The sequence below is a fragment of the Petrimonas mucosa genome, from assembly GCF_900095795.1.
GTDB lineage: Bacteria > Bacteroidota > Bacteroidia > Bacteroidales > Dysgonomonadaceae > Petrimonas > Petrimonas mucosa.
The window spans coordinates 3,449,441-3,474,705 of sequence record NZ_LT608328.1; the positions used below are offsets into that span (position 1 = coordinate 3,449,441).

General features: G+C 45.9%; 19 protein-coding genes and 1 pseudogene. All 20 read left to right on the top strand.

Going from position 1 to position 25,265, the window contains the following annotated elements; all coding sequences use genetic code 11:
* Window positions 1-46 precede the first annotated feature (46 nt).
* The 20 genes and pseudogenes from ING2E5A_RS13790 to ING2E5A_RS13890 all read left to right on the top strand — a co-directional run bounded on the left by ING2E5A_RS13790 (window position 47) and on the right by ING2E5A_RS13890 (window position 25,229).
* On the top strand, window positions 47-2,875 hold the full coding sequence (locus ING2E5A_RS13790) for a UvrD-helicase domain-containing protein (protein WP_071137902.1): 2,829 nt from the start codon (window positions 47-49) through the stop codon (window positions 2,873-2,875).
* An 85-nt stretch (window positions 2,876-2,960) separates the two neighbouring features.
* Window positions 2,961-4,379, top strand: coding sequence for a hypothetical protein (locus tag ING2E5A_RS13795; RefSeq protein WP_071137903.1), 1,419 nt, complete (start codon window positions 2,961-2,963; stop codon window positions 4,377-4,379).
* Window positions 4,380-4,859: 480 nt separating this feature from the next.
* A pseudogene (locus ING2E5A_RS13800) lies at window positions 4,860-5,432 on the top strand (IS4-like element ISUnCu6 family transposase); the annotation flags it as partial.
* Window positions 5,433-5,499: 67 nt separating this feature from the next.
* Window positions 5,500-5,805 carry a transposase gene (locus tag ING2E5A_RS13805; protein WP_071137905.1) on the top strand — a complete coding sequence of 102 codons (306 nt, stop codon included), beginning with the start codon at window positions 5,500-5,502 and terminating at the stop codon, window positions 5,803-5,805.
* Between the two features lie 50 nt (window positions 5,806-5,855).
* Window positions 5,856-6,581: an IS3 family transposase gene (locus tag ING2E5A_RS13810; RefSeq protein ID WP_231960478.1), complete on the top strand. Its 726-nt coding sequence runs from the start codon at window positions 5,856-5,858 to the stop codon at window positions 6,579-6,581.
* On the top strand, window positions 6,565-7,893 hold the full coding sequence (locus ING2E5A_RS13815) for an IS1380 family transposase (protein ID WP_071135811.1): 1,329 nt from the start codon (window positions 6,565-6,567) through the stop codon (window positions 7,891-7,893). The genes ING2E5A_RS13810 and ING2E5A_RS13815 overlap by 17 nt, the downstream gene beginning before the upstream one ends.
* A 579-nt stretch (window positions 7,894-8,472) precedes the next feature.
* Complete coding sequence (locus ING2E5A_RS13820; RefSeq protein WP_071137907.1) at window positions 8,473-9,336, top strand: transposase; 864 nt, start codon at window positions 8,473-8,475, stop codon at window positions 9,334-9,336.
* A gap of 240 nt (window positions 9,337-9,576) precedes the next feature.
* On the top strand, window positions 9,577-10,875 hold the full coding sequence (locus ING2E5A_RS13825; protein WP_071137908.1) for an AAA family ATPase: 1,299 nt from the start codon (window positions 9,577-9,579) through the stop codon (window positions 10,873-10,875).
* Between the two features lie 4 nt (window positions 10,876-10,879).
* Complete coding sequence (locus tag ING2E5A_RS13830; RefSeq protein ID WP_071138385.1) at window positions 10,880-11,488, top strand: RloB family protein; 609 nt, start codon at window positions 10,880-10,882, stop codon at window positions 11,486-11,488.
* Window positions 11,489-11,913: 425 nt separating this feature from the next.
* The gene (locus ING2E5A_RS13840) at window positions 11,914-13,362 is read left to right on the top strand and encodes a hypothetical protein (RefSeq protein ID WP_083373365.1); all 1,449 of its coding nucleotides are present in this window, start codon (window positions 11,914-11,916) and stop codon (window positions 13,360-13,362) included.
* A 108-nt stretch (window positions 13,363-13,470) separates the two neighbouring features.
* Window positions 13,471-14,631: an AraC family transcriptional regulator gene (locus ING2E5A_RS13845; RefSeq protein ID WP_071137911.1), complete on the top strand. Its 1,161-nt coding sequence runs from the start codon at window positions 13,471-13,473 to the stop codon at window positions 14,629-14,631.
* A gap of 123 nt (window positions 14,632-14,754) precedes the next feature.
* A complete protein-coding gene (locus tag ING2E5A_RS13850) occupies window positions 14,755-16,107 on the top strand; it encodes an MFS transporter (RefSeq protein WP_071137912.1) in 1,353 nt (450 codons plus the stop codon).
* 55 nt (window positions 16,108-16,162) lie between these two features.
* Complete coding sequence (nagA, locus tag ING2E5A_RS13855; RefSeq protein WP_071137913.1) at window positions 16,163-17,353, top strand: N-acetylglucosamine-6-phosphate deacetylase; 1,191 nt, start codon at window positions 16,163-16,165, stop codon at window positions 17,351-17,353.
* A complete protein-coding gene (locus tag ING2E5A_RS13860; RefSeq protein WP_071137914.1) occupies window positions 17,334-18,134 on the top strand; it encodes a glucosamine-6-phosphate deaminase in 801 nt (266 codons plus the stop codon). Before nagA ends, ING2E5A_RS13860 begins: the two co-directional genes overlap by 20 nt.
* Before the next feature lie 40 nt (window positions 18,135-18,174).
* Window positions 18,175-19,173: a Gfo/Idh/MocA family protein gene (locus ING2E5A_RS13865; RefSeq protein ID WP_071137915.1), complete on the top strand. Its 999-nt coding sequence runs from the start codon at window positions 18,175-18,177 to the stop codon at window positions 19,171-19,173.
* 9 nt (window positions 19,174-19,182) lie between these two features.
* Entirely contained in the window at window positions 19,183-20,604 is a 1,422-nt protein-coding gene (locus ING2E5A_RS13870) for a putative oxidoreductase C-terminal domain-containing protein (protein ID WP_071137916.1), read from the top strand.
* A complete protein-coding gene (locus ING2E5A_RS13875) occupies window positions 20,597-21,100 on the top strand; it encodes a DoxX family membrane protein (RefSeq protein ID WP_071137917.1) in 504 nt (167 codons plus the stop codon). The genes ING2E5A_RS13870 and ING2E5A_RS13875 overlap by 8 nt, the downstream gene beginning before the upstream one ends.
* On the top strand, window positions 21,090-22,694 hold the full coding sequence (locus ING2E5A_RS13880; protein WP_071137918.1) for a Gfo/Idh/MocA family protein: 1,605 nt from the start codon (window positions 21,090-21,092) through the stop codon (window positions 22,692-22,694). The genes ING2E5A_RS13875 and ING2E5A_RS13880 overlap by 11 nt, the downstream gene beginning before the upstream one ends.
* Before the next feature lie 45 nt (window positions 22,695-22,739).
* The gene (locus tag ING2E5A_RS13885; protein ID WP_071137919.1) at window positions 22,740-24,095 is read left to right on the top strand and encodes a Gfo/Idh/MocA family protein; all 1,356 of its coding nucleotides are present in this window, start codon (window positions 22,740-22,742) and stop codon (window positions 24,093-24,095) included.
* Between the two features lie 96 nt (window positions 24,096-24,191).
* Window positions 24,192-25,229 carry an acyltransferase family protein gene (locus ING2E5A_RS13890; protein ID WP_231960396.1) on the top strand — a complete coding sequence of 346 codons (1,038 nt, stop codon included), beginning with the start codon at window positions 24,192-24,194 and terminating at the stop codon, window positions 25,227-25,229.
* The last annotated feature ends 36 nt before the right edge of the window (window positions 25,230-25,265 follow it).

Sequence of the window (25,265 nt, forward strand, 5' to 3'; positions counted from 1 at the left end):
TGAGAGATAACGCTTCTTTTTTTGTTATGACAAAATCTGCCTGAGCATGTTTGATCTATTCATATACAATGACATTAAGCCGGGTAAACTGCGGAAGCAGTTTGATAAAACGGTAGAACAACTTTCCCGGGGTGATTTTGTGTCGGCCGAGGTGAAAAAAATGAGAGACACGGGCTTATACCGTGCACGGCTGGATTATGAAAACCGCTTGTTGTTTCGTTTTGGCCGATACAATGATCGGACCTGTCTGCTGATCCTGGAGATCATCATGAATCACGCTTACGATAAATCGCGTTTCTTGCGTGGGAGCGGGGTGGATGAATCGAAGCTGCTCCCGGTAAGGAGTCAACAGGAGGTACCTGAGGGTGACCTGGTGCCGCTGACATTCCTGAACCCCCGGAACAGTCGTTTTCACTTGCTCGATAAGGTGTTGTCGTTCGACGACAGACAGGAGGAGGTACTATCCCTGCCCCTGCCACACATTGTGATTGGTTCTGCCGGGAGTGGTAAAACGGCTCTCACGCTTGAAAAGATGAAGTCGCTGACGGGAAGGGTACTCTACATCACCCTTTCACCCTTTCTCGCGGAAAACTCGGCTCGCCTGTTTTATTCGTTCAACTACGAGAACGACAAGCTGGAAATCGATTTCCTTTCATACCGTGAGTTCCTGGAGACACTGAAGATTCCCGATGGGAAAGAGGTCGATTTCAGGACTTTCGAGTCATGGTTTGCCCGACATCGGCAGGCTACACGGTTGCGTGACGCTCACAAGACCTTCGAGGAGTATCGTGGGGTGATCACCGGTCAGGATATCACCAAAGAATACCTTTCGTTCGATGAATACCTCGCGCTCGGCGTGAAACAGTCGATTTTTCCTGTCCGGGAACGTGAAACAGTGTACCGGCTCTTTGAAAAATACCTGCTTTTCCTGAAAGAGAACGACTTCTATGACGTCAACATCCTCACACACCAGTGGTTGTCTTACTGTAAGCCGGTATATGATTACATCGTGGTGGATGAAGTGCAGGACTTCACCAACATCCAGCTGCACATCATCCTGAAATCACTGAATAATCCTACCAACTTCATCCTCTGTGGTGATTCGAACCAGGTGGTGTACCCCAATTTCTTTTCTTGGTCGCACCTGAAGAGCATGTTTTACCGGAGCGGACTGATAGAGAACGAAGTGAAGATACTACGTGCCAATTACCGCAACAGTCAAACCATCACCACCCTGGCCAACAGGTTGCTCAAAATCAAGAACGCCCGATTCGGCTCCATCGATAAGGAGAGCAATTACCTGCTCACTACCGATACGGCGGTGAAAGGGGATGCCGTTTTCATTGAACAGGTGGGGAATGCGGTGGCCGACCTTGGACAAAAGACCCGCCAGTCGGTCAAGTATGCCGTGCTGGTGCTGCGAAACGAAGATAAGGCAAAGGCACGGGAGTTTTTTAAGACACCGCTGCTCTTCTCCGTGCAGGAGCTGAAGGGACTTGAGTATGAGAATGTGATCCTCTACAACTTTATCTCCGAAAACGCTGCCGAATATAACGCGGTGTGTGAGGGGGTGACCCGCGACAACCTGCTGGTTGACGAGCTGACCTACGCGCGCGGAAAGGACAAAACCGACAAATCGCATGAGATCTACAAGTTTTACATTAACGCGTTGTACGTGGCATTGACGCGTGCCGTGAAAAATGTATTCATCGTTGAGAAGTCCGGGGGACACAAGCTCCTCCGTCTGCTGGAGATAGCAGAAGATGCACCGAAACGTATCATGAAGGAGGAGATCTCATCGGCCGACGACTGGAAGATGGAAGCACGCCGCCTGGAGATGCAGGGGAAAACAGAACAGGTGGATGCCATCAGGAAAGGAATGCTGGCTACTGTGAAGCCTGACTGGGAGCCGATGACAATAGAACAGTACCGGATCACCAAAGAGGAAGCGCTGAACCCGGAAAACTTCAATAAAAAAGCGAAGGACAGGCTTTTCGATTTTGCCTTGCTCCACAACCAGGAGGTGGTGATACGGCAGCTGGCCGAGCTGAAATACAAACGTGCCGAACGTTTCGAAACGGAGCGTTCATCGCTCTATAGAAAATATTACCATCATTACAAGAAGGATAACCTGCAGATGATTCTCCCGCTACTCAACAGGTACGGGGTCGATTACCGGGATCAGCATAACTTCACCCCATTGCACGCGGCGGCTTTTGCCGGGGCGGTGAAGATTGCCAAAACACTGCTCAGCCACGGTGCCAGTCCCTCCTCCCTGGATACTTTCAGGAAGACACCCCTTCAGATTACACTGGAACAGGCTTTCCTGTCGTCCGATTATGCCAGGAACAGACTGGGTGAGATCTATCCCCTGCTGCTTACCGATGCCTTGAAGATCCAGACGGATGGGTTCCTCATCAAAATTGACCCTCACAAGGTGGAATACCTGCTGATTAACCTCTTCCTGGTTGTGCAACCGATGATACTGCAGAAGAAATCGTTTTATGAGGAGATGGCGGTGAAGATCGATGACCTGATTGAGAACTTGCAACATTTCTCCGACGCAGTGCTGCCTCCTCATCGCAAGAAACGCACCTACATGCTTGCATTGCTTGCCAAACATGAGATTGAGAGCAACAACCCTTACAACAAGAAGATCTTCAAACGGATCAGCAGGGGGAATTATCAGTTGAATCCTGATCTCGCGATCCTGATCGACGGGAATTGGGTCTCCGTAGTCGATATCTTCAACTATCGCGACCTTTCAGTGGTTGAGCTCAGGGAGCATGCCTTGCAGCGAGAGGTAAAAGAGATGGAAGCATTTCGCAAAAAGATGGAGAAGGAGAGGAAGAACAGGGAAAAATGGGGGTGGTGATCAGATAATCAGCTTTTTGCGATCAGCTAATAAGGAATCATCCTTGAATTGAATCATTCACTATATCGAAGACCAGCATATGACAATGGAGAGTAACGACTTACTGAAGGATATATTGGCACATACTGCCACAAGCAAGCTGAAACAGTTTATCAGCGAGTACGCAAACGATCATGCGGATTTTCGGAACGTTTTCCTGGAGAAATTCTCTCCGAAACCAAAGCCGAAGCCGGATTCCAAACATAAACAGCCTGAGGAGGATTACCCGAGAATAATCAAAAAAGCATTTGATGAAGGAGAAAGCAGGTCACATGGTAAATACCGGAATGATTATTATGATATAGGGTTCGATGCCGAAGCGGTGAGCAATAAGCTGGAACCGTTGCTCGACAAAGCGCGCTATTATCTGCGTCACGACAACAGGGAGGAGGCCATATGCATTGCGCAGAACCTGATCGATACCATTCCCGACTACTGGGATGAGAATTTCGACTACGAGGGGGATGTACAGGTGATATACGATGAAGCGATCGATCTGCTTGAAGATATCCTGAACGATGAACCCACTACTGAACAGATGGAGCTGATCTTCAGCTGGTACGAAAGAGTGATCGGTGATGAGAAACACAATTATATGGGATTGAATACCTCATTGGAGGTGCTGGAGAATTATTTTGCCGCAGATGCCGCGGGTGGGTTTGAACGTGTGCTCCGCATCGTTGACAAGCGGATCGCAATCTCGGAAGAATATGAGAAGCAGCGCGCTGTAGTGGAAAAGATATACTTGTTGGAGGAGAATAACCGGGAGGCGGCAGCGGATCAGACAATCGAGCAATATTTATTCTTTCCCGATGTCCGCGCGATCAGATTGAAGCGATTGCTGACAGCGGAGCGGTATGATGATGCCATCCGGTTGCTGCAGGAAGGAATACAGATTGCCCGGGAAAAGAAGACGATAGGTACGGTGAATGAGTGGCAAAAGGAGCTTTTGTCGATCTATACGCGTTTGAACAACCACGCAAAGATCGTGGAGATCACGAAGGAGTTGTTCGTGGAGGGCAAAGAACAACGTGCATGTTACCAGTCACTCAGGAAACTCACTCCTGAGGATGAGTGGCCTGACATGCTGACCTGGATATTGCAAATTTTATCGGAGAAGAGATATTACGACACGGGTGAGTTGAGGGCGGATATATACGTGGAACACAAGAGATGGGACGACCTCTTGCAGCTATGCCGGAATAGTGGTGTCGGGATGATCCGCAAGTATGAGAAACATCTCCGTCCCCGTTACCCGAAGGAGGTTTTTTCCATCTATCTGCAATATGTGCAACAACAGGCTACCATCACCGACAAAGAGGCCTACAAGCGGGTCGGCCAGACACTGATTTGGATGAAATCGTTCGAGGGAGGAACAGCAGTGGTTAGAGAACTGATCAACCAGTTCCGGGAGACCTATAAACGACGGCCTTACATGATGAAAGAGCTGGATCGGGTTTTTTGACCGCACTCCTGGAGAGGGGTACAGTTGCCATAATCTTACACAGTGATTGCCGGGCTCCCGGTTCTAAGAACAATCCTGCATCCGTTTTGTTGCGAGAAAATGTCAGGCGGTTGGATTGCCATGGATGAGAAATTTGAAAATCAATATCAAACGAATATATTTGCGCCCATAATAATGAAACCATACTTCTCATCGGTGCAGCATGCATGTACCGATGTGATCAGTAATATAACTTTTTTGAAAAATGTTCTAACCTCATTTTTGTTGTTTGTGTAGTTTTGAAGTCAAATATTGTAGTGGTTTTACTAACCATATTCTGATGAAACAGGATTATACTCATAATTGAGTTAGTTAATTTATTCAAGTTTCGCAAGTAAAAATTCAGTAAAAATAATCGCATAAAAAAACGGCACAGAGGCTTCTGTAATTCACAGATTATTAGTATATTTAAGCGTCAAAACCAAAAATACTAACAGCCCTATGCCGATATACAAAAGTAACTCCATTTTATCAGAAATCAGCGTTTTTTTCAAGAAAGATGATTCAAACAGTGCCCTTTTTACCCTGACGGATATGCTAAAAGGTTTCAACATGTCGGAGAAGGTCCTCTTCGGGAGCAGGAGCAAATGCAACAGCAAGTATTCCCTGCTGCAGGTGCTCGAGTTGCTGATTATGTTCCCCTGTTTCATGATCAAGAATCCTTACAATTATTGTCGATCATCCCTAAGCGGCTTCTTTGGCTGCGAAAAGGATGTTTTCTACCGTTTCGTAAACAACGAAATTTATGATTGGCGCAAGATACTCTACCACTTCACCATTCAAATATGGAACAAGGTTCGCGTGAGAAGTGACCACAAGCATCAAACTGTTTGCCTGATGGTGGACGATACCGACTTTCCCAAAACGGGAAGGCGTATTGAAAACATCGGTAGGGTCTATTCCCACCTGGGACACAAGACGATCCTTGGTTTCAAATCTCTCTTTCTGGGCATCACGGATGGCAAGAGCCAGTTCATCCTCGACTTCGCCATCCTCGGGGAGAAGGGCAGGAAGAATATAATACTCCCAATAATTCAGACCACAGGGTAAGTTTAATAAAAAACGATTAAATTTGCTCATTATGTCAACAAGAAGAAAGAAACACAGTGCAGCTTTCAAGGCCCAGGTTGCGATAGAGGCAATCAAGGAAGCTGAAACACTTAGCGAGCTGGCCAAGCGGTTCGATGTGCATCCACAAATGATCTCCAACTGGAAACGGGAGTTCCTGGTCCGAGGAGCAGAGATATTCTCAACCAAGGCCCCAGACGAGGAGGTTGCCAAACGGGAGAAGGAATTGTATGAGAAAATAGGCCGTTTGGAGGTAGAAGTGGATTTTTGCAGGAGGGCCTCAGAGCAATTGGGGATACTGAAGTCCTCAAAAAAATAGTATCCCCGAGAGATGATTTGAGCCAACGACGCCAGTGTGAGCTTCTCGGATTGAATCGCAGCATGCAGTATTACAAGCCTGCCGTAGAGGATCCTGCAAACCTCGAACTGATGCGTCTGATGGACGAAGAATACATGGAACATCCAACAAAAGGTGTTTTGGGGATGGTTGATTTCCTGCGTGCAATGAGTATCCTGACAGGTCCGAAGCGTGTCCGTCGATTGCTTCGTAAAATGGGCATCATGGCCATTTATCCGAAACGAAACCTCAGTAAGCTTGGATTGAGCAAATACATTCATCCCTACAGGCTTAGAGGTCTTGAGGTCACGCACTCGAATCATGTATGGTGCATCGATATCACGTACATACCCATGGCAAAAGGATTCCTTTACTTGACGGCTATCATTGATGTATATAGCCGGTATATTGTTGGCTGGGACATTCACAATACGCTGGATGCTGAAAACAGCCTGAATGTGCTTCGTAAGGCAATCCTCGTGCATGGCAAGCCGGAGATTGTAAACTCTGACCAAGGCTCTCAATTTACGTGTCCAGGTTGGATAGCGTATCTTGAAAGCCAGGAGATCACTATCAGCATGGACGGGAAAGGCAGGGCGCTTGACAACGTCTGGATAGAACGCTTCTGGCGCACACTCAAACAAGAATATGTCTACCTAAAAGTCTCAAATAAAAGTTGCATATGTCAGGTAAAGTATTTATCTTTAAAGTGTTATACAAAAACAAACATTCACCCGACACATGCAAGACAAAAATAGTAAAAAAATCTCATTTACTGCCTGTTCAGTAAAGAAAAAGTTCAGTTCAGAACAATTAACATCATATTCAGGGTTAAGCGTAACCTCTGATTTTATCAACCATTGCGGTATTTATGGCAAGCTGGAACATCTTTTTCCAACCATCCGCCACAATGCAAGCCGTTTCAGCACAGCCCAAATACTCTCAAGTATCCTGTTGGCATCGTTGTGCGGTGTTCACCGTTTGAAGCGGATTGAAAACTTCACCTTTGACGCCTTGGTTGCCCGCTTGTTGAAGTTACCCAAGAACATTGACGAGGACACCATACGCCGCCATTTGACAGGTTTGGGTGAAAGGGGCGCCCGTTCGCTTCACGAGCTGTTGTTGGGTTTTACAGGCATGCAAGTTTCCCGTTGCGGTTTAAGCCGCTTGACACTTGATTGCGACTCAAGCACATTTACCGTTTACGGCAACCAACAAGGGGCTGAGGTGGGTTATAACTCGCATAAGAAGGGTTCGAAAAGCTATCACCCCATCTTATGTTTTGTCACGGAGATGAAACTGCTTGTCAATTCATGGCTCCGCCCGGGTTCAGCTTACACCTCAAACGGAGTTTGTGAGTTTGTCAAAGAAACCTTGGCCGCTCTTCCCCAAAAGGTGGAGAAGGTGTTTTTCAGGGCCGACAGCGGTTTTTTCAATGGTGGATTATTTAATTTGTTAGAAGACGGTAAACATGAATATTTGGTGAAAGTAAAGCTGAAAAACCTGAAAGATTTACTTGCCGGGCAGACTTGGCAGCCGATTGGCCCACGGACGGCGACCTGTCAGTTTACACATCAATGTAGCGGTTGGAGGAATCCCCGCATGTTTTATGCCGTGCGCATCATAAAGCAAATGGTTGAAGTCGATTATTTTGGCGAAAAACAATTTGTACCCGAGTATGAGTACTTTTGCTATTGCTCGAACCTGAAAGGATTGGATGCCTTGCAGCTCCATACCCTTTATGGATCCCGATCAGAGAGTGAGAATTGGATCGAGCAAACCAAAAACTCGCTTTGTGCGGGAAAAACCATCACGCATGATTTTTGGGTAAACGATATTCTTTGGCAACTTTCGTCATTTGCCTACAGTTTATCGGTGCTCATGCGATACCGGGGCGACTTTTGGGTTTGGCGTCAAGAGCACTCTACCTTCCGAGAATGGTTTATCCGAGTGCCGGGAAAAGTGGTGAAATCCGGCAGGCAGGTCACGGTAAAAATGCCAAAGGAGTATTACCGAAAAGCGGGGTGGCGTGATTTTGAGCAGCGAATAACGACAACGATGACCGGATGACGGATTTTCACTTAATCGTCCATCGCCATCTTTCGTGTCGTAAAAGGGTTTATGACAAGGAATTGCCATGCCTTGGAAGAGTGGTAATGTTAATACATATAAAAACGCCACCATAAAAAGTAAATCAACACGTTAAACGTGCAAGAAACAGTGAAGATGAAAAGAAAATAAAACGGTATCTCTCGAAAAAAAAGAGAAATTCCGCTTTGAAAACTATTAACTTGAGTTGGGAATTTTAAATGAGATTTTTAAGGTCTATATTTGTCCGGCCGGGAACGGCAACATACTGCGAAAAGGGTTGATTAAGTTTATCACCTATTACAACAACCGGCGACAGCATCAAAGCCTTGATAGAAAAACGCCCTTTTCCTGGTATGAGTATGCAGCCTGATTCGTTTCCATTGCAAACAAAGGTAATGCCTGTCCCGGAACCTGTCAAGGCTGTGACAAGCGACCTAAAGGTCGGCCTTGACAGAACCCGTTCCAGGCACAGAGAGTGGTTTACAATGGAAACGAACTAAACTTAAAAACGAGATCCTATGGTCTGACAAGTGGGGAGTAGAATAGAACAACTTCAGCATGAGCGACAAGGAGCTCGAATCGCGGTTTACCAAGGATAGAGATGAAGCGTCCCCCGTTGTAACGCGGGCAAAAGAGTACGGGGAGAGCAAGATCCAGTTGATGATAACCATGATAAAGCGAGCCATTAACAAGGGCATCCGCTTTGACTACCTGCTTGCCGACAGCTGGTTCACCTGCTCGGAGGTGATTCGCTTCATACGTGCCCGGCACATAAAGTGCCATTACCTGGGTATGATCAAGATCGGGAAGAAGGGAGTTACCAGGTACGGTTTTGAAGGGAAGGAACTCACCGCCCGGGCACTGATCAATCTGCTTGAAGCCAGGGGTGAAGCCAGAAGGAGCCGCAAGCTTGGTTGTCAGTATATTACCGCTGACGTTCGCTTTGCGGGCACAGATGTACGTCTCTATTTTGTGAAGAGAAAAAAGGAGTCCTGGAATGGAATAATGACGACCAACCTCTCCCTGGAGTTCCTGGAAGCCTATCGGATTTATGCCATGCGCTGCTCCCTCGAGGTCTTCTTCAAGGAAACCAAGGGATTGCTGGGTATGGGCAAGTGCCAGTCCCGGAACTTTGCTGCGCAGCTTGCCGCAACCACGATCACGGCCTTGCAATACAATTTGCTTTCCCTGGCCAAAAGGTTCACCAGTTATGAGACCATTGGCGGAATCTTCAGGGATGTGCAACACTCTGGCATGGAGCTCTCCGTAACGGAGAGGATATGGGGTATTATCCTCGAAATGGTGAAAATCATGACCGGGATCTTCTCCATTGAAGAGGAAGAGATCTTCGATGCAATCATTAATAAATCGGATAATCTGGCTCACTTTATCAACTTTTATGAACTAAAATCGGCAAGTTAGCAACTTGCGAAACTTGAATAATTAATTTCTCCGGCTGCATAAACCACATTCGTTTACCGTCCTCAAATCGATCAAAACTTTCCAGAGATAATCAGGTAGTTAATTTGTAGCTCTAATAAATAGCCATCCGTTGATTTTATATTTATATAGCGTAATTTTCCTACGATAATCGCGTTTATATTTTATTGTATGAGATTTTATTTGTACATTTGCACCGTACAATAGATAAAATCAACGATTATGATAGCAGAGTTCAGCATTGAGAATTTTTTCTCCATTAAATCAACTCAGAAAATCAGTTTTGAGCCATCGGCAGATACTTTTATGTCTGATGAATATTCGTATGAAGTTAAGGACGGGGTAAGATTGCTGAAAGTGGGAATCATCTACGGTGCCAACGCTTCCGGTAAAACGAATATATTAAATGCCATCGAATTTTTCAAGATGCTGGTTTTGAGAATGCCTAAAGACAGGACTGAGAAAACCGGGGTTGTCCCTTTCATGTTGGATGACACTTCAAGAAACGAAAAGACAAAGATGTCAATGGTGTTCTATATCAATCAGTCAAAGTACATCCTTAGTTTTGAATTGGATGCAAAGCATATCTATTCCGAGACATTGATTGTTTATGATTCCATTCGCCCGACCAAGCTGTATAACCGAAGTTATGATGCTGCGACAGATTCCTCGACTATCGACTTTGGCGTAAATCTGAAAATGACAAAGAAAAGCCAGGATGTAATTTCCGGCAACACTATCAATAATTGCAGTGTGCTTGCCGCATTTGGTAAAAGCAACGTAGAACGGACAAGGCTGAATGATGTGTACGATTATTTTGCCAAGCAGGTAAAAGATGTACTGGCACCCGGTATGTTGCTTTCGGGATATGTCAAATCACGATTGGATAAAGACGAGGCAGGAGATTTGAAGAAATTCATTTTAAATTTCCTGAAAGCGTCCGATTTCAATATAGAAGATGTGGTATTACATGAAGAGGAAGAGCTGATTACCCCTGAATTGGAACAACTGATTCAGAATGCCCCTATTGATAAAGATGCAAAGGCTGAAATGCTTAGAAAGGGGAAAATTACAAATACGGAACTGACCTTCAAGCATAAGGCGGGCGATAAAGTATATGATTTGTCGGAAGAATACGAGTCCAATGGCACCATGAGGTTCTTGGGAATGGCGGTGATACTGAATTTCCTGTTAAAGACCAATCGGTTTGTACCCATTGATGAAGTGGAGACAAGTATTCATTATGAACTGTTGGCTTATTTCCTGAAAGTCTTTCTGGCAAACAGTAACGGAACATCCCAAATGCTCCTTACCACACACGACATCAATCTTCTCAACGAGGATTTCATTCGCCGTGATACGATATGGTTCACCGACAAAGACGAATTTGGCGAAACTAAAATAGTACGCCTGTCTTCTTTGGGACTGCATAAGAATCTTTCCCCATACAATGCTTACAAGCAGGGAAAATTGGTAAAGTTGCCGTTCTTGGGTAGCCAGTATATCAACCTAAATGACTAATGATATGGGGCGGACAGTAACAAAAAGTATCGCCATCATAGGCGAGGGAGAAACGGAATGGTTTTATTTCGATTCTCTGAGGATTGCGTGTCGCTATCCTTTCAAAGTTGCGCCTGACTTTCCGCAGCACAGTGACATAAAACATATTCTGAAATTAGTAAAGTCCTATCTTAACAAGCAGTATGATTATATCGTTTGCCTGTTTGATATGGACAGACTATTTCAGTTTCCATCCGAAATGCAACTGTACCAACGAGCAAAGAAAGAGTATAGCAAGAAGAAATATGCCGGAAAGGTGATGTTTATAGAAACGAATCCTTGCACGGAATTTTGGTTTCTGCTCCACTTCTTGCCTAATGTGGCCTGTCGGCGATATGAAAGTTACGACCAACTGCTTCCCGAATTGCAGAAATATATGCCGGGGTATGAAAAGACAAAACGGTATTTCATACGCACCAACCTCTATAAATACCTGACAGAGAATGGCGATTTGGAACGGGCAATGTCAAATTCAGAAAAATTGAGTCAACTCTGCAAGGAATCGCCAGAGGATTTGAAGGCATATTCGGAGATTTATAAAGTGATAAAATTATTGAATAATTTGATAATATAATATGCTATAGATGAGTCCACTCCGAAAAGTCGGCGGGACAATTTAGTTGATAATTCTTTTGTACAATAAATTTTATAAAGCAGGTGAAATTCACCCAAAAAGTTCTTTGAAATATTTGCGTATATCATTATTATTCATTATCTTAGCGGTGTCTAAAACTGCATGAAATGTTTAAAAAATCAGACATCCATACTCAATTGGATCTGTTTTCTTCGCCAACGGAGTACTTTAGGGACTCCAAGAGGAAGAAATTCCTAAAAGAGGACTCCTGGCATAACCAGTTCAGAAAACAGGTTGTAATGCGAGTAGATGAGTCCATTTTCAGTGTGCTCTATACAGAAGGTAATGGCGCTCCCAATGCTTCCATACGCGTTTTGATCGGCATGATGATCCTCAAAGAGGGCTAAGGCTGGAGCGACGAACAGTTGTTCGAGAACTGTCAGTACAATCTTTTGGTACGCAGCGCTTTAGGATTAATGTCGCTGGAAGACGCCGAACCGGTACCCTCCACTTATTATCTGTTCCGCCGCAAGCTGGTGGAATATGCCAGGGAGCACGGTGAAGACTTGTTCAAAAAATGCCAGGCCCAAATTACCAGGGATCAGATACTGGAGTTCGAGGTAAGCGGCAAGCAGGTACGCATGGACAGCAAGCTGATCGGCAGCAACATCGCCTGGTACTCGCGTTACGAGCTGGTTCACGAGACCCTCCGCCTCTTTATCGCTGAAAGAGAGGAGCATATCTTTAAAAAGAGTCTTTCCAAAGAGATGTTTTCCCTGATTGAAAGCATCAGGAGTGAAAAGGGAAACAAGGTGGTATATCGCAGCACCAAGGCTGAGATCGACAGCCGCTTTGTAGAATTGGGCAAGCTGATGTACCGCTTTATCGAACTTTTCAAAAGATATGACTACGGGATGTACGGGACACTTAAGACTGTCTTGGAACAGCAATACGTGGTAAGCAGCGATAAAACCATCCTCCCTCTTGAAAATGAGAAGGTCAGCGCCAAATCCATCCAGTCGCCCCACGACACCGACTGCCACTACCGCGACAAGGACGGCAACAAGGTCAAGGGGTACTCGGTGAACATCACCGAGACATGCGATCAGGAACGTGACGGTCAAGAGGCGGCGTTGAACCTGATCACCGACACGCGGGTAAAGGAGGTTTCAGCCCCGGACAACGGTTTCTTTCAGCAAGCCCTGGAACAGACACGGGAAGTAATAACCGGCGAGATCGAGAAGGTGCATGCCGACGGGGCTTACAACAGTGCCGAGAACCGGGAGTACTGCCAAAGCGATGAAAGCGGCATCGACATGGTGATCACTGCCATTCAGGGAGCGATGCCGAGATATGACATCCGCCTGGATGAACATGACGATAGCAACCTGATAGTCAAAGATAACAAGACGGGGGAACTAGTACAATCGTACCCGGTAAAACCCCGGGGAGACAAGACGAAAAGGAAATGGAGGATCAAAACTGAAAAAGGAGATTATCGGTATTTCGATGAGGATAGCCTTCGGGTTTCCGCTTTAAGGCAGAAACTCAAGAAAATCCCGATAGAGGAAACCAATATCAGGAACAATGTCGAAGCGAGTATTTTCCAGTTAGGTTACCATTACTCCAACGACAAGAGCCGATACAGAAGCCTTGCCAAGCATAAACTATGGGCTTACTCCCGCTCATTGTGGATAAACTTCGTCAGAATAGTGAGATATATCACGCAAATATGTCAAAGAGCACTTTTTGGGCAAAAATTGCCTCAGGATATAGCTAATTTATGTTTCAATATGTACATTATTGTAAATATATTCTTAGTCAATAAAAGTAATCACATTTTTCCGGCGAAACTGCGTTTTTCAGTAATTTGAAAAAACGGGGTTTTCAGAGCGGACTCAACTATATTTGAGAAATAAATCAATTGTTTTCCGTGATATGAACAACTTATTTCTTTTAAATGATCGAGGAGGCCCATTCTGATGAAACGCATACTAATTCTAATTGATTACTCCAGTGAATTTAGCCGCCGTCTGCTGAAAGGATTAATCCAGTACTCGAACGACCATGGGCCATGGATATTTTATCGTCTGCCCACCTACTATAAAACATTGTACGGCAAAGAGGGTATCGTGGAATGGGCGAAAGAGTGGAAAGCCGATGCCATCATTGCCCGGTGGGACCACGAAGACACGAACCTACTGGCCACGTTAAACATCCCCATCATCCTCCAGAACTACAAATCCCGGAGCCCCTATTTCTCGAACCTCACCGGTGACTACATTGGCACGGGCGAAATGGCTGCACGCTTTTTCATTAAAAGGCGTTACCGCAACCTTGCATATTATGGTAACAAAGGGGTGATATGGTCGCGGGAGCGAGGCGAAGGGTTTCGGCGGGAAGCAGAAAAGGCGAACCTCAACTACTATTATTTTGAAACAGAGAACTTGAACGGTGAAGATTGGGACACCAGCCACATGAAACTTGACGATTGGTTGCTTTCACTTCCCAAGCCGGTAGGATTGTTCGCGTGCGACGATAGCTTCGCGTTAAGGGTATCGCAGAGCTGCACGATTAATAATATTCGAATTCCGGAAGAAATTTCGCTCATGGGAGTGGATAACGATGAGTTGATATGCCACCTTTCCGACCCTCCCATTTCATCGATCGTGACAGACGTGGAAAAAGGCGGCTACGAAGCGGGGAGATTGATTGACCGTATGATAAGCGGGGAGATCGAAGAACCCTTTAATATTATAATCAACCCTACACGGTTCGAGCTTCGTAAATCCACGGAAAAGTATGATATCACGAACGAGTATATTTCTCAGGTTGTCAATTTCATCGAGGACAATTTCACTACTAATATTGATATCGAGGGACTTACCGAGCTTGTACCTTTATCGCGGCGAAACTTGGAAGTAAAATTCAAAGAAGAGATGGGAACCTCCATTTACCAGTTCATCTTGAGTTGCCGGATCGACTATTTCGCTCGTTTGCTGTTGACTACCGACCGAACCCTTTTCGACTTGGCGCTGGAATCAGGATTTAATGATTGCAAGAATATCGCTCGAATCTTTAAAAAATTAAAGGGCTGTACCCCCACCGAATACCGAAAAGAATTCATGGATGACATCCTATAACGATTTTTGAAATCAACATTACGCTTTTAAAGCAATATTCAGCCCGTTAAAAAATACTTTTGTGTAATAAAGGCGTATAAATGCCTGTTTTTATTCTCATCACGAAATATAACACGTATTATAATGAGCAGTATTCCGGAAATCAAACATGTCAAGGACAAAAGTACCACCATCAAATCGATGATAATACTGGCACTTTTGTATTTTATTTTTGGGTTGGTATCATGGGTTAACACCATATTGATCCCCTACTTCGAGTTAACACTACAGTTATCGCGTTTTGAATCCTACTTGGTAACGTTCGCGTTTTACATTGCCTACCTGATTATGGCTATTCCTTCCTCTTACTTACTCAATAGAGTAGGTTACAAAAAAGGAATGATGTATGGCTTGTGGTGCATGGCAATCGGTGCCCTTCTTTTCGTGCCGGCTGCCTACTGGCGGGTGTATCAAGTTTTCTTACTGGGACTTTTCTTACTGGGAGTGGGCCTCGCGATTCTTCAATCCGCGGCAAACCCCTACGTCACTATCGTGGGCCCCATCGAGAGCGCGGCGAAACGAATGAGCATCGTGGGAACCGGCAACAAGCTAGCCGGCGTAATCGCCAACTTGATATTTGCAGCCGTGGTAATCCGCGAATCCGATCGCGAACTCATGCAGCAAATTGAAGCAGGCGTGTATACGGGGGCAGATTTAGATGCGGCGTTAAGCACGCTGATACAAGGGGTTATGACCCCCTACCTTATTTTAGGTATCGCCTTGTTCATTTTTGGCGTCATAATCCGTTACTCGCCGCTTCCGGAACTGGATCCCAGCGTGGTCAATAAACAGTCGACGGAGGATGAAGAGTCTCGGAAATCGATCTTCCAATACCCTGCGCTACTACTTGGCGTTCTCGCCATGTTTTTTCATATTGGCACCCAAATGATCGCTTTGGGGACGAGCATCCAATACGCGGGAACCATGGGTGAAAGCCTGGCTGGGCCGGCACAAAATATTCCGTCTTACACCATGCTTCTCACATTCGTGGGTTACTTCTTAGGAATTGCCCTCATTCCAAAATATTTAAAACAGCGGAACGCGTTGTTAATCTGCGCGAGCATCAACCTCATTTTGTCTGCTCTAATCATTACCACCACGGGAACCGTGAACTTCCTGGGAATAAGCACCGATATTTCGCTTTGGTACCTGGTAATGATGGGGCTCCCCAACGCGTTGCTCTATGCGGGTATTTGGCCCCTCGCCATCAGCGGCTTAGGAAAATACACCAACTTGGGATCAGCATTTTTGGTAATGGCGTTGAGTGGAAGTGCCATTATGCCCATCGTTTACAACGCGTTTTTCGAACTGAATAACGCGACGTTACCTGCTTTCGAGTCGATGAAGTATGCCTACTGGATCTTGATCCCCTGTTTTGCCTATATCGTATGGTACGCCGCATGGGGATACCGCATCAAGTCCTGGAAGAAAAATTGATGTGATAATTGAATAAAATCAGCAAATTTACAAATCAAATTAATTGATATAAATTATGAGCCAACGAACGATAATACAAAATGGGAAGGTGATTTTTCCCGATAAAATAGAAGAGAATCTTTCGATCGTATGCGAACAAGGAAAAATTACAGCCATAGTAAAACCGGAACAGGTAACACCGTCTGCAGATGATCGGGTGATCGACGCGAAGGGCAACTACGTTTCCGCCGGTTTCATTGATATCCACACGCATGGCGGTGGTGGCCACGACTTCATGGATGGAACCGTGGAAGCATTCCTCGGTGCCGCGGAAACGCACGCGAAACATGGCACTACCGCACTGCTACCCACCACCCTTACCAGCACAACCGAGGAGTTAATTAAAATGTTTGCCACCTACAAGGAGGCTGTAAAACAGAATAAAAAAGGAGCTAAATTTATAGGCCTCCACCTCGAAGGCCCCTACTTCGCGTATAATCAACGAGGTGCTCAAGACCCTAAGTATCTACGCAATCCCGAGCCGGAAGAGTACAATAGAATACTGGAAGCATCGGATGATATTGTTCGGTGGAGCTTGGCTCCCGAGCTGCCCGGTGCGTTAGAATTTGGGAAGGTACTTCGGGAGAAAAGTATCCTCACTGCCGTGGCACACTCCGACGCTATCTACGAAGAGGTACTCGACACGTTTGACGCCGGCTTCACCCTTGCCACGCATCTGTATTCCGGTATGTCCACCATCACCCGGAGGAACGCCTATCGTTACGCGGGTGTTGTTGAGGCATCTTACTTAATAGACGATATGGACGTGGAAATCATCGCCGACGGCGTACATTTACCGAAATCGCTTCTACAATTCGTCTATAAATTCAAGGGGCCCGACAAAACCGCCCTTTGTACCGATTCGATGCGAGGGGCGGGAATGCCAGACGGGGAATCGATCTTGGGTAGCCTCGAAAAAGGGCAGAAGGTGATCATCGAGGATGGGGTAGCTAAATTACCCGACCGCACGGCTTTTGCCGGTAGCGTGGCCACTACCGACCGGCTAGTTCGCACCATGGTAGAGATAGCAGAAGTCCCTTTGGTGGAGGCAGTTAGAATGATGACCCTCACCCCTGCTCGTATCTTGAAAATCGATCAGCAGAAAGGATCAATCCAGCAAGGGAAAGACGCGGATTTCGTTATTTTCGACAATAATATACATGTTTCATACACAATCATAGAAGGAAATGTCATACACAACAGCTAGTTCAGATGTAGTTACATTCACGAAAGGAATGTTAGAAGTTAGAATTTTTCATACCCGCGAAGCGATGGGTAAAGAAGCCGCGATCAATGTATCGGACTCCATTCAACGGTTACTTAAACAGAAAGAGGAGATAAACATGATTTTCGCGGCAGCACCCTCACAAAGCGATTTCATGAAGGAGTTGATCGCGGACAAGGCAATCGAGTGGAATAGGATCAACGCCTTTCACATGGATGAATACATCGGGTTAGAAAAAGAAGCTTCGCAAGGTTTTGGTAATTTTTTAAAACGTAACCTTTTCGATCATGTACCTCTCAAAAGCGTGCATCTTATAAACGGCCAGGCCGACGATCCCGAGGAGGAGTGCAAGCGATACAGCAAGCTTTTGGAACAGCACACGGTAGACATTGTATGTCTCGGCATTGGAGAAAATGGGCACATCGCGTTCAATGATCCTCCCGTGGCGGACTTTAAAGATCCCAAGCAGGTAAAGGTCGTGGAACTGGATATGCCTTGCAGGCAACAGCAAGTCAATGAGAATCTTTTCACGGGTATCGACTTGGTGCCTACTCATGCCATCACGATTACTATCCCCGGGTTATTACGCGGAGGAGAGATGTTCTGCATGGTTCCCGCGCTGAATAAGGCCGAGGCAGTAAATCACACCCTGAACGGTGAGATCAGCGAAGCGTGCCCCGCCTCTATCTTGAGGACAAAAAAAGGTGCTATCCTCTACTTAGACCGTGATAGCGCGTCATTATTAGAAACCGAGGAAGCATAATGTTGCTTCTCGTAGAAGAAATCAACAAAAAACAGGTGTTATGAAGTTAAGAATTATTTTATCGGTACTCTTATCGGGATTTTTGTTTGTATCCCACGCCCAAATGAAAATTGGGATAATCGGGTTGGACACCTCCCACTCCATCGCTTTTACCAAATTTATAAATGGAGCGGATAAAAAGGAGGAATATAAAGATTTTCAGATTGTGGCAGCCTACCCGTATGGATCCAAGTCCATTAAATCGAGCTACGATCGTATCCCCGGATACATCGAGCAAGTGAAAGAGATGGGCGTGGAGATTGTCTCTTCCATCCCGGAACTTTTGGACAAGGTAGATTGCGTGTTGCTGGAGACGAACGACGGCAATCTGCATTTGGAACAGGCCTACGAGGTATTCAAGGCAGGAAAAATCATGTTTATTGACAAGCCAATAGGCGCGAACCTGGCCCAAGCTATCGCTATCTACGAGTTATCCAAAAAATACAATGTTCCCATCTTCTCTTCCTCTGCCTTGAGATATGTACCGGAGAGCCAAAAACTCCGCAATGGAGAGTTGGGGGAAGTACAAGGTGTTAACACGTACACGCCCGGGACGCTTGAACCGTCGCATGCCGATATGGCATGGTATGGTATCCACGGCATTGAGGCACTGTTCACCGTAATGGGCACGGGGTGTGTATCCGTGAACCGGATGTCCTCCGAAGGATCGGATGTAATTGTAGGTCTTTGGGACGATGGAAGAATCGGCACCGTAAGAGCCATCCGGGAAGGACATAGGCCTTACGATGGGCATGCTTTCACCGATAAAGGGATCGTATCGACCGGTAAATACCAAGGTTATGAACCCTTATTGAGAGAGATATTAAACTTCTTCACGACCGGGATCCCCCCGGTGAGTGAAAAAGAGACATTGGAAATCTTCACCTTTATTGAAGCTGCTGACGAGAGTAAAGGCGCGAAGGGAAAGATAGTTTCAATGGAAGAGACCTTTAAAAAGGGAGCGAAAGATGCTCGGAAGCTAATCCGAAAATTAAAATAACTTCTTGTAATGAAAAAATGTTTCACCATCATCGCTGCTATAACTCTTTTATTGGTATCCTGTACCGGGAAAACCAATAAAACGGACATGAATCAAACAGTGTTTACGGGAGAAGCGGGGGAGGTAAAACTAATTATCCTCGCGCCGGGTCATTTCCATGCCAGCTTGCTTCAAAAAAGCAGGATGGAGCAAGTGAATGACTCGGTGCAGGTTTATGCAGCCGCCGAAGATGCCGGACTGCGCCAATATCTCTCCGCGATCGAATCATTTAACCAACGGGAACAAGATCCTACTCATTGGAATACAATCCTCTACACGGGTAACGATTTTCTTGAAAGGATGGTATCCGATAAAAAAGGAAACGTGGTTGTCCTCGCGGGGAATAACCGGGATAAAACCGAGTATATTCGGGCCGCCGTAGAGGCGGGGGTAAACGTGTTATCGGACAAGCCAATGGCGATAAGCCCTGCAGATTTCCGCTTGCTGGAAGAGGCATACCAAGTTGCCGATTCGAAAAACGTGATGCTCTATGATATGATGACCGAGCGATACGATATGCTTAACATAATTGAAAGAGAGCTGATCAACGATTCCGATCTTTTCGGGGAGTTACAACCGGGAACACCGGATGATCCTGCCGTTTACATGGAAAGCGTTCATCATTTTTACAAAGAGGTGTCAGGTGCCCCGCTGATTCGTCCCGCTTGGTATTACGATGTAGAACAACAGGGAGAAGGAATTGCCGACGTGACCACCCACTTAATTGATCAGCTGTTTTGGAAATGCTTCCCAGCTGAGCCGATCAACTATCAACAGGATGTTGGGAATATATCATCCACGCACTGGGCCACGGAGATCACCCTTGCTCAATTCAAGCGATCAACCGGGGAAGCTAGTTTCCCGGGTTATTTGCAAAAACAGCTTGACAATGGGTTATTAAAGGTGTTTGCCAACGGCACCGTCGTTTTTGATGTAAAGGGTAGCCACGTGGGCTTGAAAGTCCTTTGGAATTGGGAAGCGCCCGAGGGAGGTGGCGACACTTTCGTATCCGAAATAAAGGGCACCAAGGCGATACTACGGACAGAACAAAACAGAGAGCAAGGGTTCGTGAAACAGTTGTATGTTCAACGACCGAATGATATCGACAAGAGTGCTTTCGAAGAGAATTTAACGAAGTCCATTAACAAATTACAAGCGAACTATCCCTTTATCTCTTGTTCGAAAACCGGATCCGAGGGGTCGTACTTGGTCAATATTCCCCGAGAAAACAGAGAGGGACATGAGTCGCATTTCACGTACGTGGCCGAGCGGTTTTTCCAATATTTGGTCGATCGTGATATGCCGGAGTGGGAAATTTCAAACACGTTGGCAAAATATTTCATCACCACAAAGGCAGTAGAGGAGGCCAGAACAACAGACAACAATGAATAGCGAAAAAACATACACGAAATCGCAACTGGCCTTTTTACTGGTCCTACGATTCGCGATAGGATGGCACGTGTTGTACGAGGGGATATCAAAAGTACTCAATCCCCAGTGGACATCCGCTAATTTTCTACAAGAGTCGAAAGGTATCTTATCAGGCCTTTCAAGTTGGATTATTTCGAACGCCGATGTACTCGCCGTCGTCGACTTTTTAAACGTGTGGGGACTGGTTTTAATTGGGCTCGGTATTCTATTTGGGTTCCTTTTTAAGCCCGCCGCTATCGCCGGATCCATTTTGATATTTATCTATTACTTATCCGTGCCCCCCCTCGTTGGATATGAATACACGCTTCCTACCGATGGAAGCAATTTGGTGGTAAATAGAACACTCATAGAAGCGATCGCGCTTTTTGGATTGATACTGTTTCCAACAAATAAAATTTTCGGATTAGATTATTTTATCTATTCTCGTAAGAAAGGAAAACTCCATTATGGAAGATAGTAACAAGAAAGAGAGGGAGAACCTCGAGAGCCAACCTTCGCAAGATAAGCCTGAACAAAAGCCGGCAAAAGACATTTCGCGGCGAAACGCGTTGAAAGCGTTCGCGGGGATACCTGTTGCCGGAATATTTGGCTACGAATTGTTCAAGAAAATCAATCACGACACGGGTAAAAGGGACCGTATCACACGTGAACTTGGCCTGGATAAAATGGAATTCCCTATTCCCGATTACGGGAAAAAGGGTTCCCCCGATATTCTTCGGGTAGGCATAATCGGATTCGGGCGTCGCGCTGAACAGCTCTCTGCTGCTCTCGGATTCATGCACCCCGAGGAGGTAAAAAGAAGAAAAAACAATAATAGCCTGCAGAGCTGGCTTGAACAGGAGGATCTTGGCGTTGCTATTACTGGAATTTGCGATGTATTCGATCTGCACGCTGAACATGGTATGACCATCGCTAACAACAGCCTGCGTCACGGGGCATCGAAGCTCCCTATCAAACGCTATCGCACGTACCAAGATATGCTTGCCGACAAAGATATTGACGCGGTTATTATTTCCACACCGGATCATCATCATGGTTTCATGGCAATTGATGCCGTTAGGGCAGGAAAACACGTTTATCTTGAAAAAAGTGTCGCGCACACCGAGGAAGAGTTGAACTTATTATACAACACGGTAAAAGAGAGCAATATTACTTTCCAGCTGGGCCATCAAATAACGCAGAGTACCGTTTTCAAACAGGCAAAAGAGATTATCGACAAGAACGTGTTGGGTAAGATTACCCTGATTGAGACCACCAGTAATCGCAATACCGCCGAGGGTGCCTGGATCCGGCATTTAGATGCGGACGGGAATCTAAAGCCGGGCGATGAAAAGAGCATCGACTGGGAACAATGGCTAGGGAACACCCCCTATGTGCCTTTCAGTGTCGACCGGTTCTACAACTGGACAAAATGGTTTGCTTACGGTACCGGATTAATTGGCCAGCTATTTACCCATGAGTTCGACGCGGTAAATCAACTCATGCGAATTGGCATTCCTCATTCGGTCTCCTCATCGGGAGGGATATACTATTGGAAAGACAATAGAGAGATACCCGATAGCCTGCATTGCGTATTTGAATACCCCGATAAAGATTTAACCCTGTTATATAGCGGGAATCTGGCATCCAGTAGAAGCCGGGGACGTGTATTCATGGGGCACGACGCTTCAATGGAACTCGGGAACAACATTAAAATAACGGTCGATAGAAACTCAACGCAGTACAGGAAAGGGATATCATCCGGGTTAATTGAAACTTCATCACCCATGCTTACTTTCAATCCCGGTGCCGGACAAATCGACGCGGTGACTTCTGCTTCAGAAAAGTACTACGCTGATCGCGGATTGACCAACACGGTGATCAATGGACGGCAAATTGACGTTACCCATTTGCACGTGCGCGAGTGGCTGGATTGCATCCGAGAAAATAAAACTACCAGCGCGAACATAGAGGTCGCCTACGAAGAGGGGATTGCCTGCTTAATGGCGCACCGTTCATATCTTGAAAAACGTCAAATGTTTTGGGACGCAGAAAACAGAAAAATCGTTTAAAATCAAAGAGTAATACAATAAAAAACGTTTGAAAAATATAACAATATGACAACAAGAAGACAATTTATTAAAAATGTAGCCATAGGAACTGCCGCGGTTTCCGCGAGTAAAGTAGGCGGTGTTTTACCCAGCTTCAGCGCGTCGAGTTACCGAAACATCGTGGGTGCTAATGATCGCATCCGCATCGCGGGTATTGGTGTAAATGCCAGAGGCAACGCGTTGGCTAGAGGATTCGCCAACGAAAAGGAGCGGGGTTGCGTCGTGACCGATATTTGTGACGTAGACTCGAGAGCGATAGAAAAGGGAATTAAAACGGTTCAAGATGCAGCCGGCAACAAGCCAAGAGGGCATGAGGATATTCGAAAGATGCTGGAATCGAACGATTTCGATGCTGTTTTTATAGCTACTCCTGACCATTGGCACGCTCCGGCCGCATTGATGGCCATGAAAGCAGGAAAGCATGTTTACCTGGAAAAGCCAACCAGCCATAGCCCCGAGGAGAATGAAATCTTGATCGCTGCTGAAAAAAAGTACCGGAAGGTAGTCCAAGTCGGCAACCAACGCCGTTCATGGCCAAACGTGGCACATGCCATAAAAGAGATCCACGATGGCGTGATTGGTGAAGTTCATTACGGGAAAAGCTGGTATTACAACAAACGCCCTTCCATGGGAACCGGAAATGTTATTTCTCCCCCCGATTGGCTGAACTGGGAACTTTGGCAAGGGCCTGCCCCTCGCGTCGACTATAAAGACAATATTGTTCATTACAACTGGCACTGGGTGTGGCATTGGGGAACCGGTGAAGCACTGAATAACGGCATGCACTTTGTGGATCTTCTTCGCTGGGGCATGAAGCTCGATTATCCCGTGTCGGTGGATTCCATCGGTGGCAGGTACCACTATCAGGACGACTGGGAAACACCCGACACCCAACTGGTCAACTTCAAGTTTGCCAACGGCAAAGTGATGACCTGGGAAAGCCAAAGCTGCGTTCGTTCAAGTATATCAGGACATGGCAGTGGAGTAACTTTCTACGGGGATAAAGGTAGCCTCACGATAGGAGGCGGTAATGAATACAGGGTGTTTGACCTGGATAATAAACTGGTTAAACACGTGGATAGCAAGATGGTATTCGAAGAAGGGAACCTGGTGAATCCCACGCAAAGCCTTGATGCATACCACTTCCAAAACTTTTTCGACGCCATTCGTAAAGGAGAAAAATTAAACTCTCCCCTCACCGAAGCATGCATAAGTACACAATTGGTACAGCTATCTAATATTTCACACCGGGTAGGAAGATCGTTAAATATCGATCAAAGAAAAGGTACTATCGTGAAAGATAGAGAAGCGAACAAACTGTGGAAAAGAGATTATGCAAAGGGTTGGGAAATGAAAGTATAACATATATCCTGCTCTATGAATAAAGAGGCTATCACGCGAGATAAATCCCGGGTGCGTTCCATTGACGCGCTCCGGGGTTTTGATATGTTTTGGATTATGGGAATTGGCAGCGTGATAGTTCGTATGGCTGCCATTGAAAACACACCATTTTGGAGCGGGTTCGCCGCTCAGTTCGAACACCCGTACTGGAATGGTTTCACGCTATGGGATATGATTTTCCCCCTGTTTATGTTCCTGTCGGGCATGTCATCCCCTTTCTCTATCGACAAACAACTGGAAAGCGGAAGAACTCGCAAGCAAATATTGTGGAAGGTCGTAAAGCGGGGCCTCATACTCATATTACTGGGCATCATCTACAACACGAAAGGAATTGAGTTACGGCCTCTCACGGAATACCGATACGCGAGTGTACTGGGTAAAATTGGTGCAAGCTATGTTTTCGCGAACATCATCTATTTATACGCTAAACCCAATGCCAGAATTGTATGGTATGGGGCGTTGCTTATCGGGTATTGGCTGTTATTGAAATTCACCGCGGCTCCCGGATTCCCGGCGGGTGACCTCACGGAAGCGGGTAACTTTGCCTCCTACTTCGATCGGATCGTGTTACCGGGAGTATTGTCACGAGAAATTCACGATACCGTGGGTTTACTCTGTACCATCACGGGAGTATCCACCACCCTACTGGGAGTGCTCGCGGGAAGTTTTTTAAAGAAACACCCGATGGCCCCGATCAAAAAGACGCTGTGGTTTTGTATTGCCGGCGTGGGACTAATTTTGCTGGGACTCCTTTGGAATCTTGATTTCCCGATCAATAAAAACTTGTGGTCGAGCTCCTATACAGTACTTACAGGCGGTATTAGCCTATTGTTGTTCGCTCTTTTTTACTACATCATCGACATCAAGGGGTATTATAAATGGTCCTTCTTCTTTAGAGTAATTGGCATGAACTCGATATTTATCTACTTATCGCCAATCTTCATTAACTACTCCTATATTGCCAGGGCAGGCCTTCGATGGGTGGGGCAGTTAGCCGGCCCGTACGAAGCCCCGGTAATGGGACTTTGTACCGTATTCGTGTCGTGGCTGGTATTGTACTTCATGTACAAGAAAAAGATTTTTATTAAAGTATAACCGTTGAAAACCTCCATCTCTTATATCGTATTGCTC

Bases quoted from the DNA above. Each gene is read 5' to 3' on its own strand.
- ING2E5A_RS13790 (WP_071137902.1), top strand. From the start codon at position 47: ATGTTTGATCTATTCATATACAATGACATTAAGCCGGGTAAACTGCGG.
- ING2E5A_RS13795 (WP_071137903.1), top strand. From the start codon at position 2,961: ATGGAGAGTAACGACTTACTGAAGGATATATTGGCACATACTGCCACA.
- ING2E5A_RS13805 (WP_071137905.1), top strand. From the start codon at position 5,500: ATGTCAACAAGAAGAAAGAAACACAGTGCAGCTTTCAAGGCCCAGGTT.
- ING2E5A_RS13815 (WP_071135811.1), top strand. From the start codon at position 6,565: ATGCAAGACAAAAATAGTAAAAAAATCTCATTTACTGCCTGTTCAGTA.
- ING2E5A_RS13820 (WP_071137907.1), top strand. From the start codon at position 8,473: ATGAGCGACAAGGAGCTCGAATCGCGGTTTACCAAGGATAGAGATGAA.
- ING2E5A_RS13825 (WP_071137908.1), top strand. From the start codon at position 9,577: ATGATAGCAGAGTTCAGCATTGAGAATTTTTTCTCCATTAAATCAACT.
- ING2E5A_RS13830 (WP_071138385.1), top strand. From the start codon at position 10,880: ATGGGGCGGACAGTAACAAAAAGTATCGCCATCATAGGCGAGGGAGAA.
- ING2E5A_RS13845 (WP_071137911.1), top strand. From the start codon at position 13,471: ATGAAACGCATACTAATTCTAATTGATTACTCCAGTGAATTTAGCCGC.
- ING2E5A_RS13850 (WP_071137912.1), top strand. From the start codon at position 14,755: ATGAGCAGTATTCCGGAAATCAAACATGTCAAGGACAAAAGTACCACC.
- nagA (WP_071137913.1), top strand. From the start codon at position 16,163: ATGAGCCAACGAACGATAATACAAAATGGGAAGGTGATTTTTCCCGAT.
- ING2E5A_RS13860 (WP_071137914.1), top strand. From the start codon at position 17,334: ATGTCATACACAACAGCTAGTTCAGATGTAGTTACATTCACGAAAGGA.
- ING2E5A_RS13865 (WP_071137915.1), top strand. From the start codon at position 18,175: ATGAAGTTAAGAATTATTTTATCGGTACTCTTATCGGGATTTTTGTTT.
- ING2E5A_RS13870 (WP_071137916.1), top strand. From the start codon at position 19,183: ATGAAAAAATGTTTCACCATCATCGCTGCTATAACTCTTTTATTGGTA.
- ING2E5A_RS13875 (WP_071137917.1), top strand. From the start codon at position 20,597: ATGAATAGCGAAAAAACATACACGAAATCGCAACTGGCCTTTTTACTG.
- ING2E5A_RS13880 (WP_071137918.1), top strand. From the start codon at position 21,090: ATGGAAGATAGTAACAAGAAAGAGAGGGAGAACCTCGAGAGCCAACCT.
- ING2E5A_RS13885 (WP_071137919.1), top strand. From the start codon at position 22,740: ATGACAACAAGAAGACAATTTATTAAAAATGTAGCCATAGGAACTGCC.
- ING2E5A_RS13890 (WP_231960396.1), top strand. From the start codon at position 24,192: ATGGGAATTGGCAGCGTGATAGTTCGTATGGCTGCCATTGAAAACACA.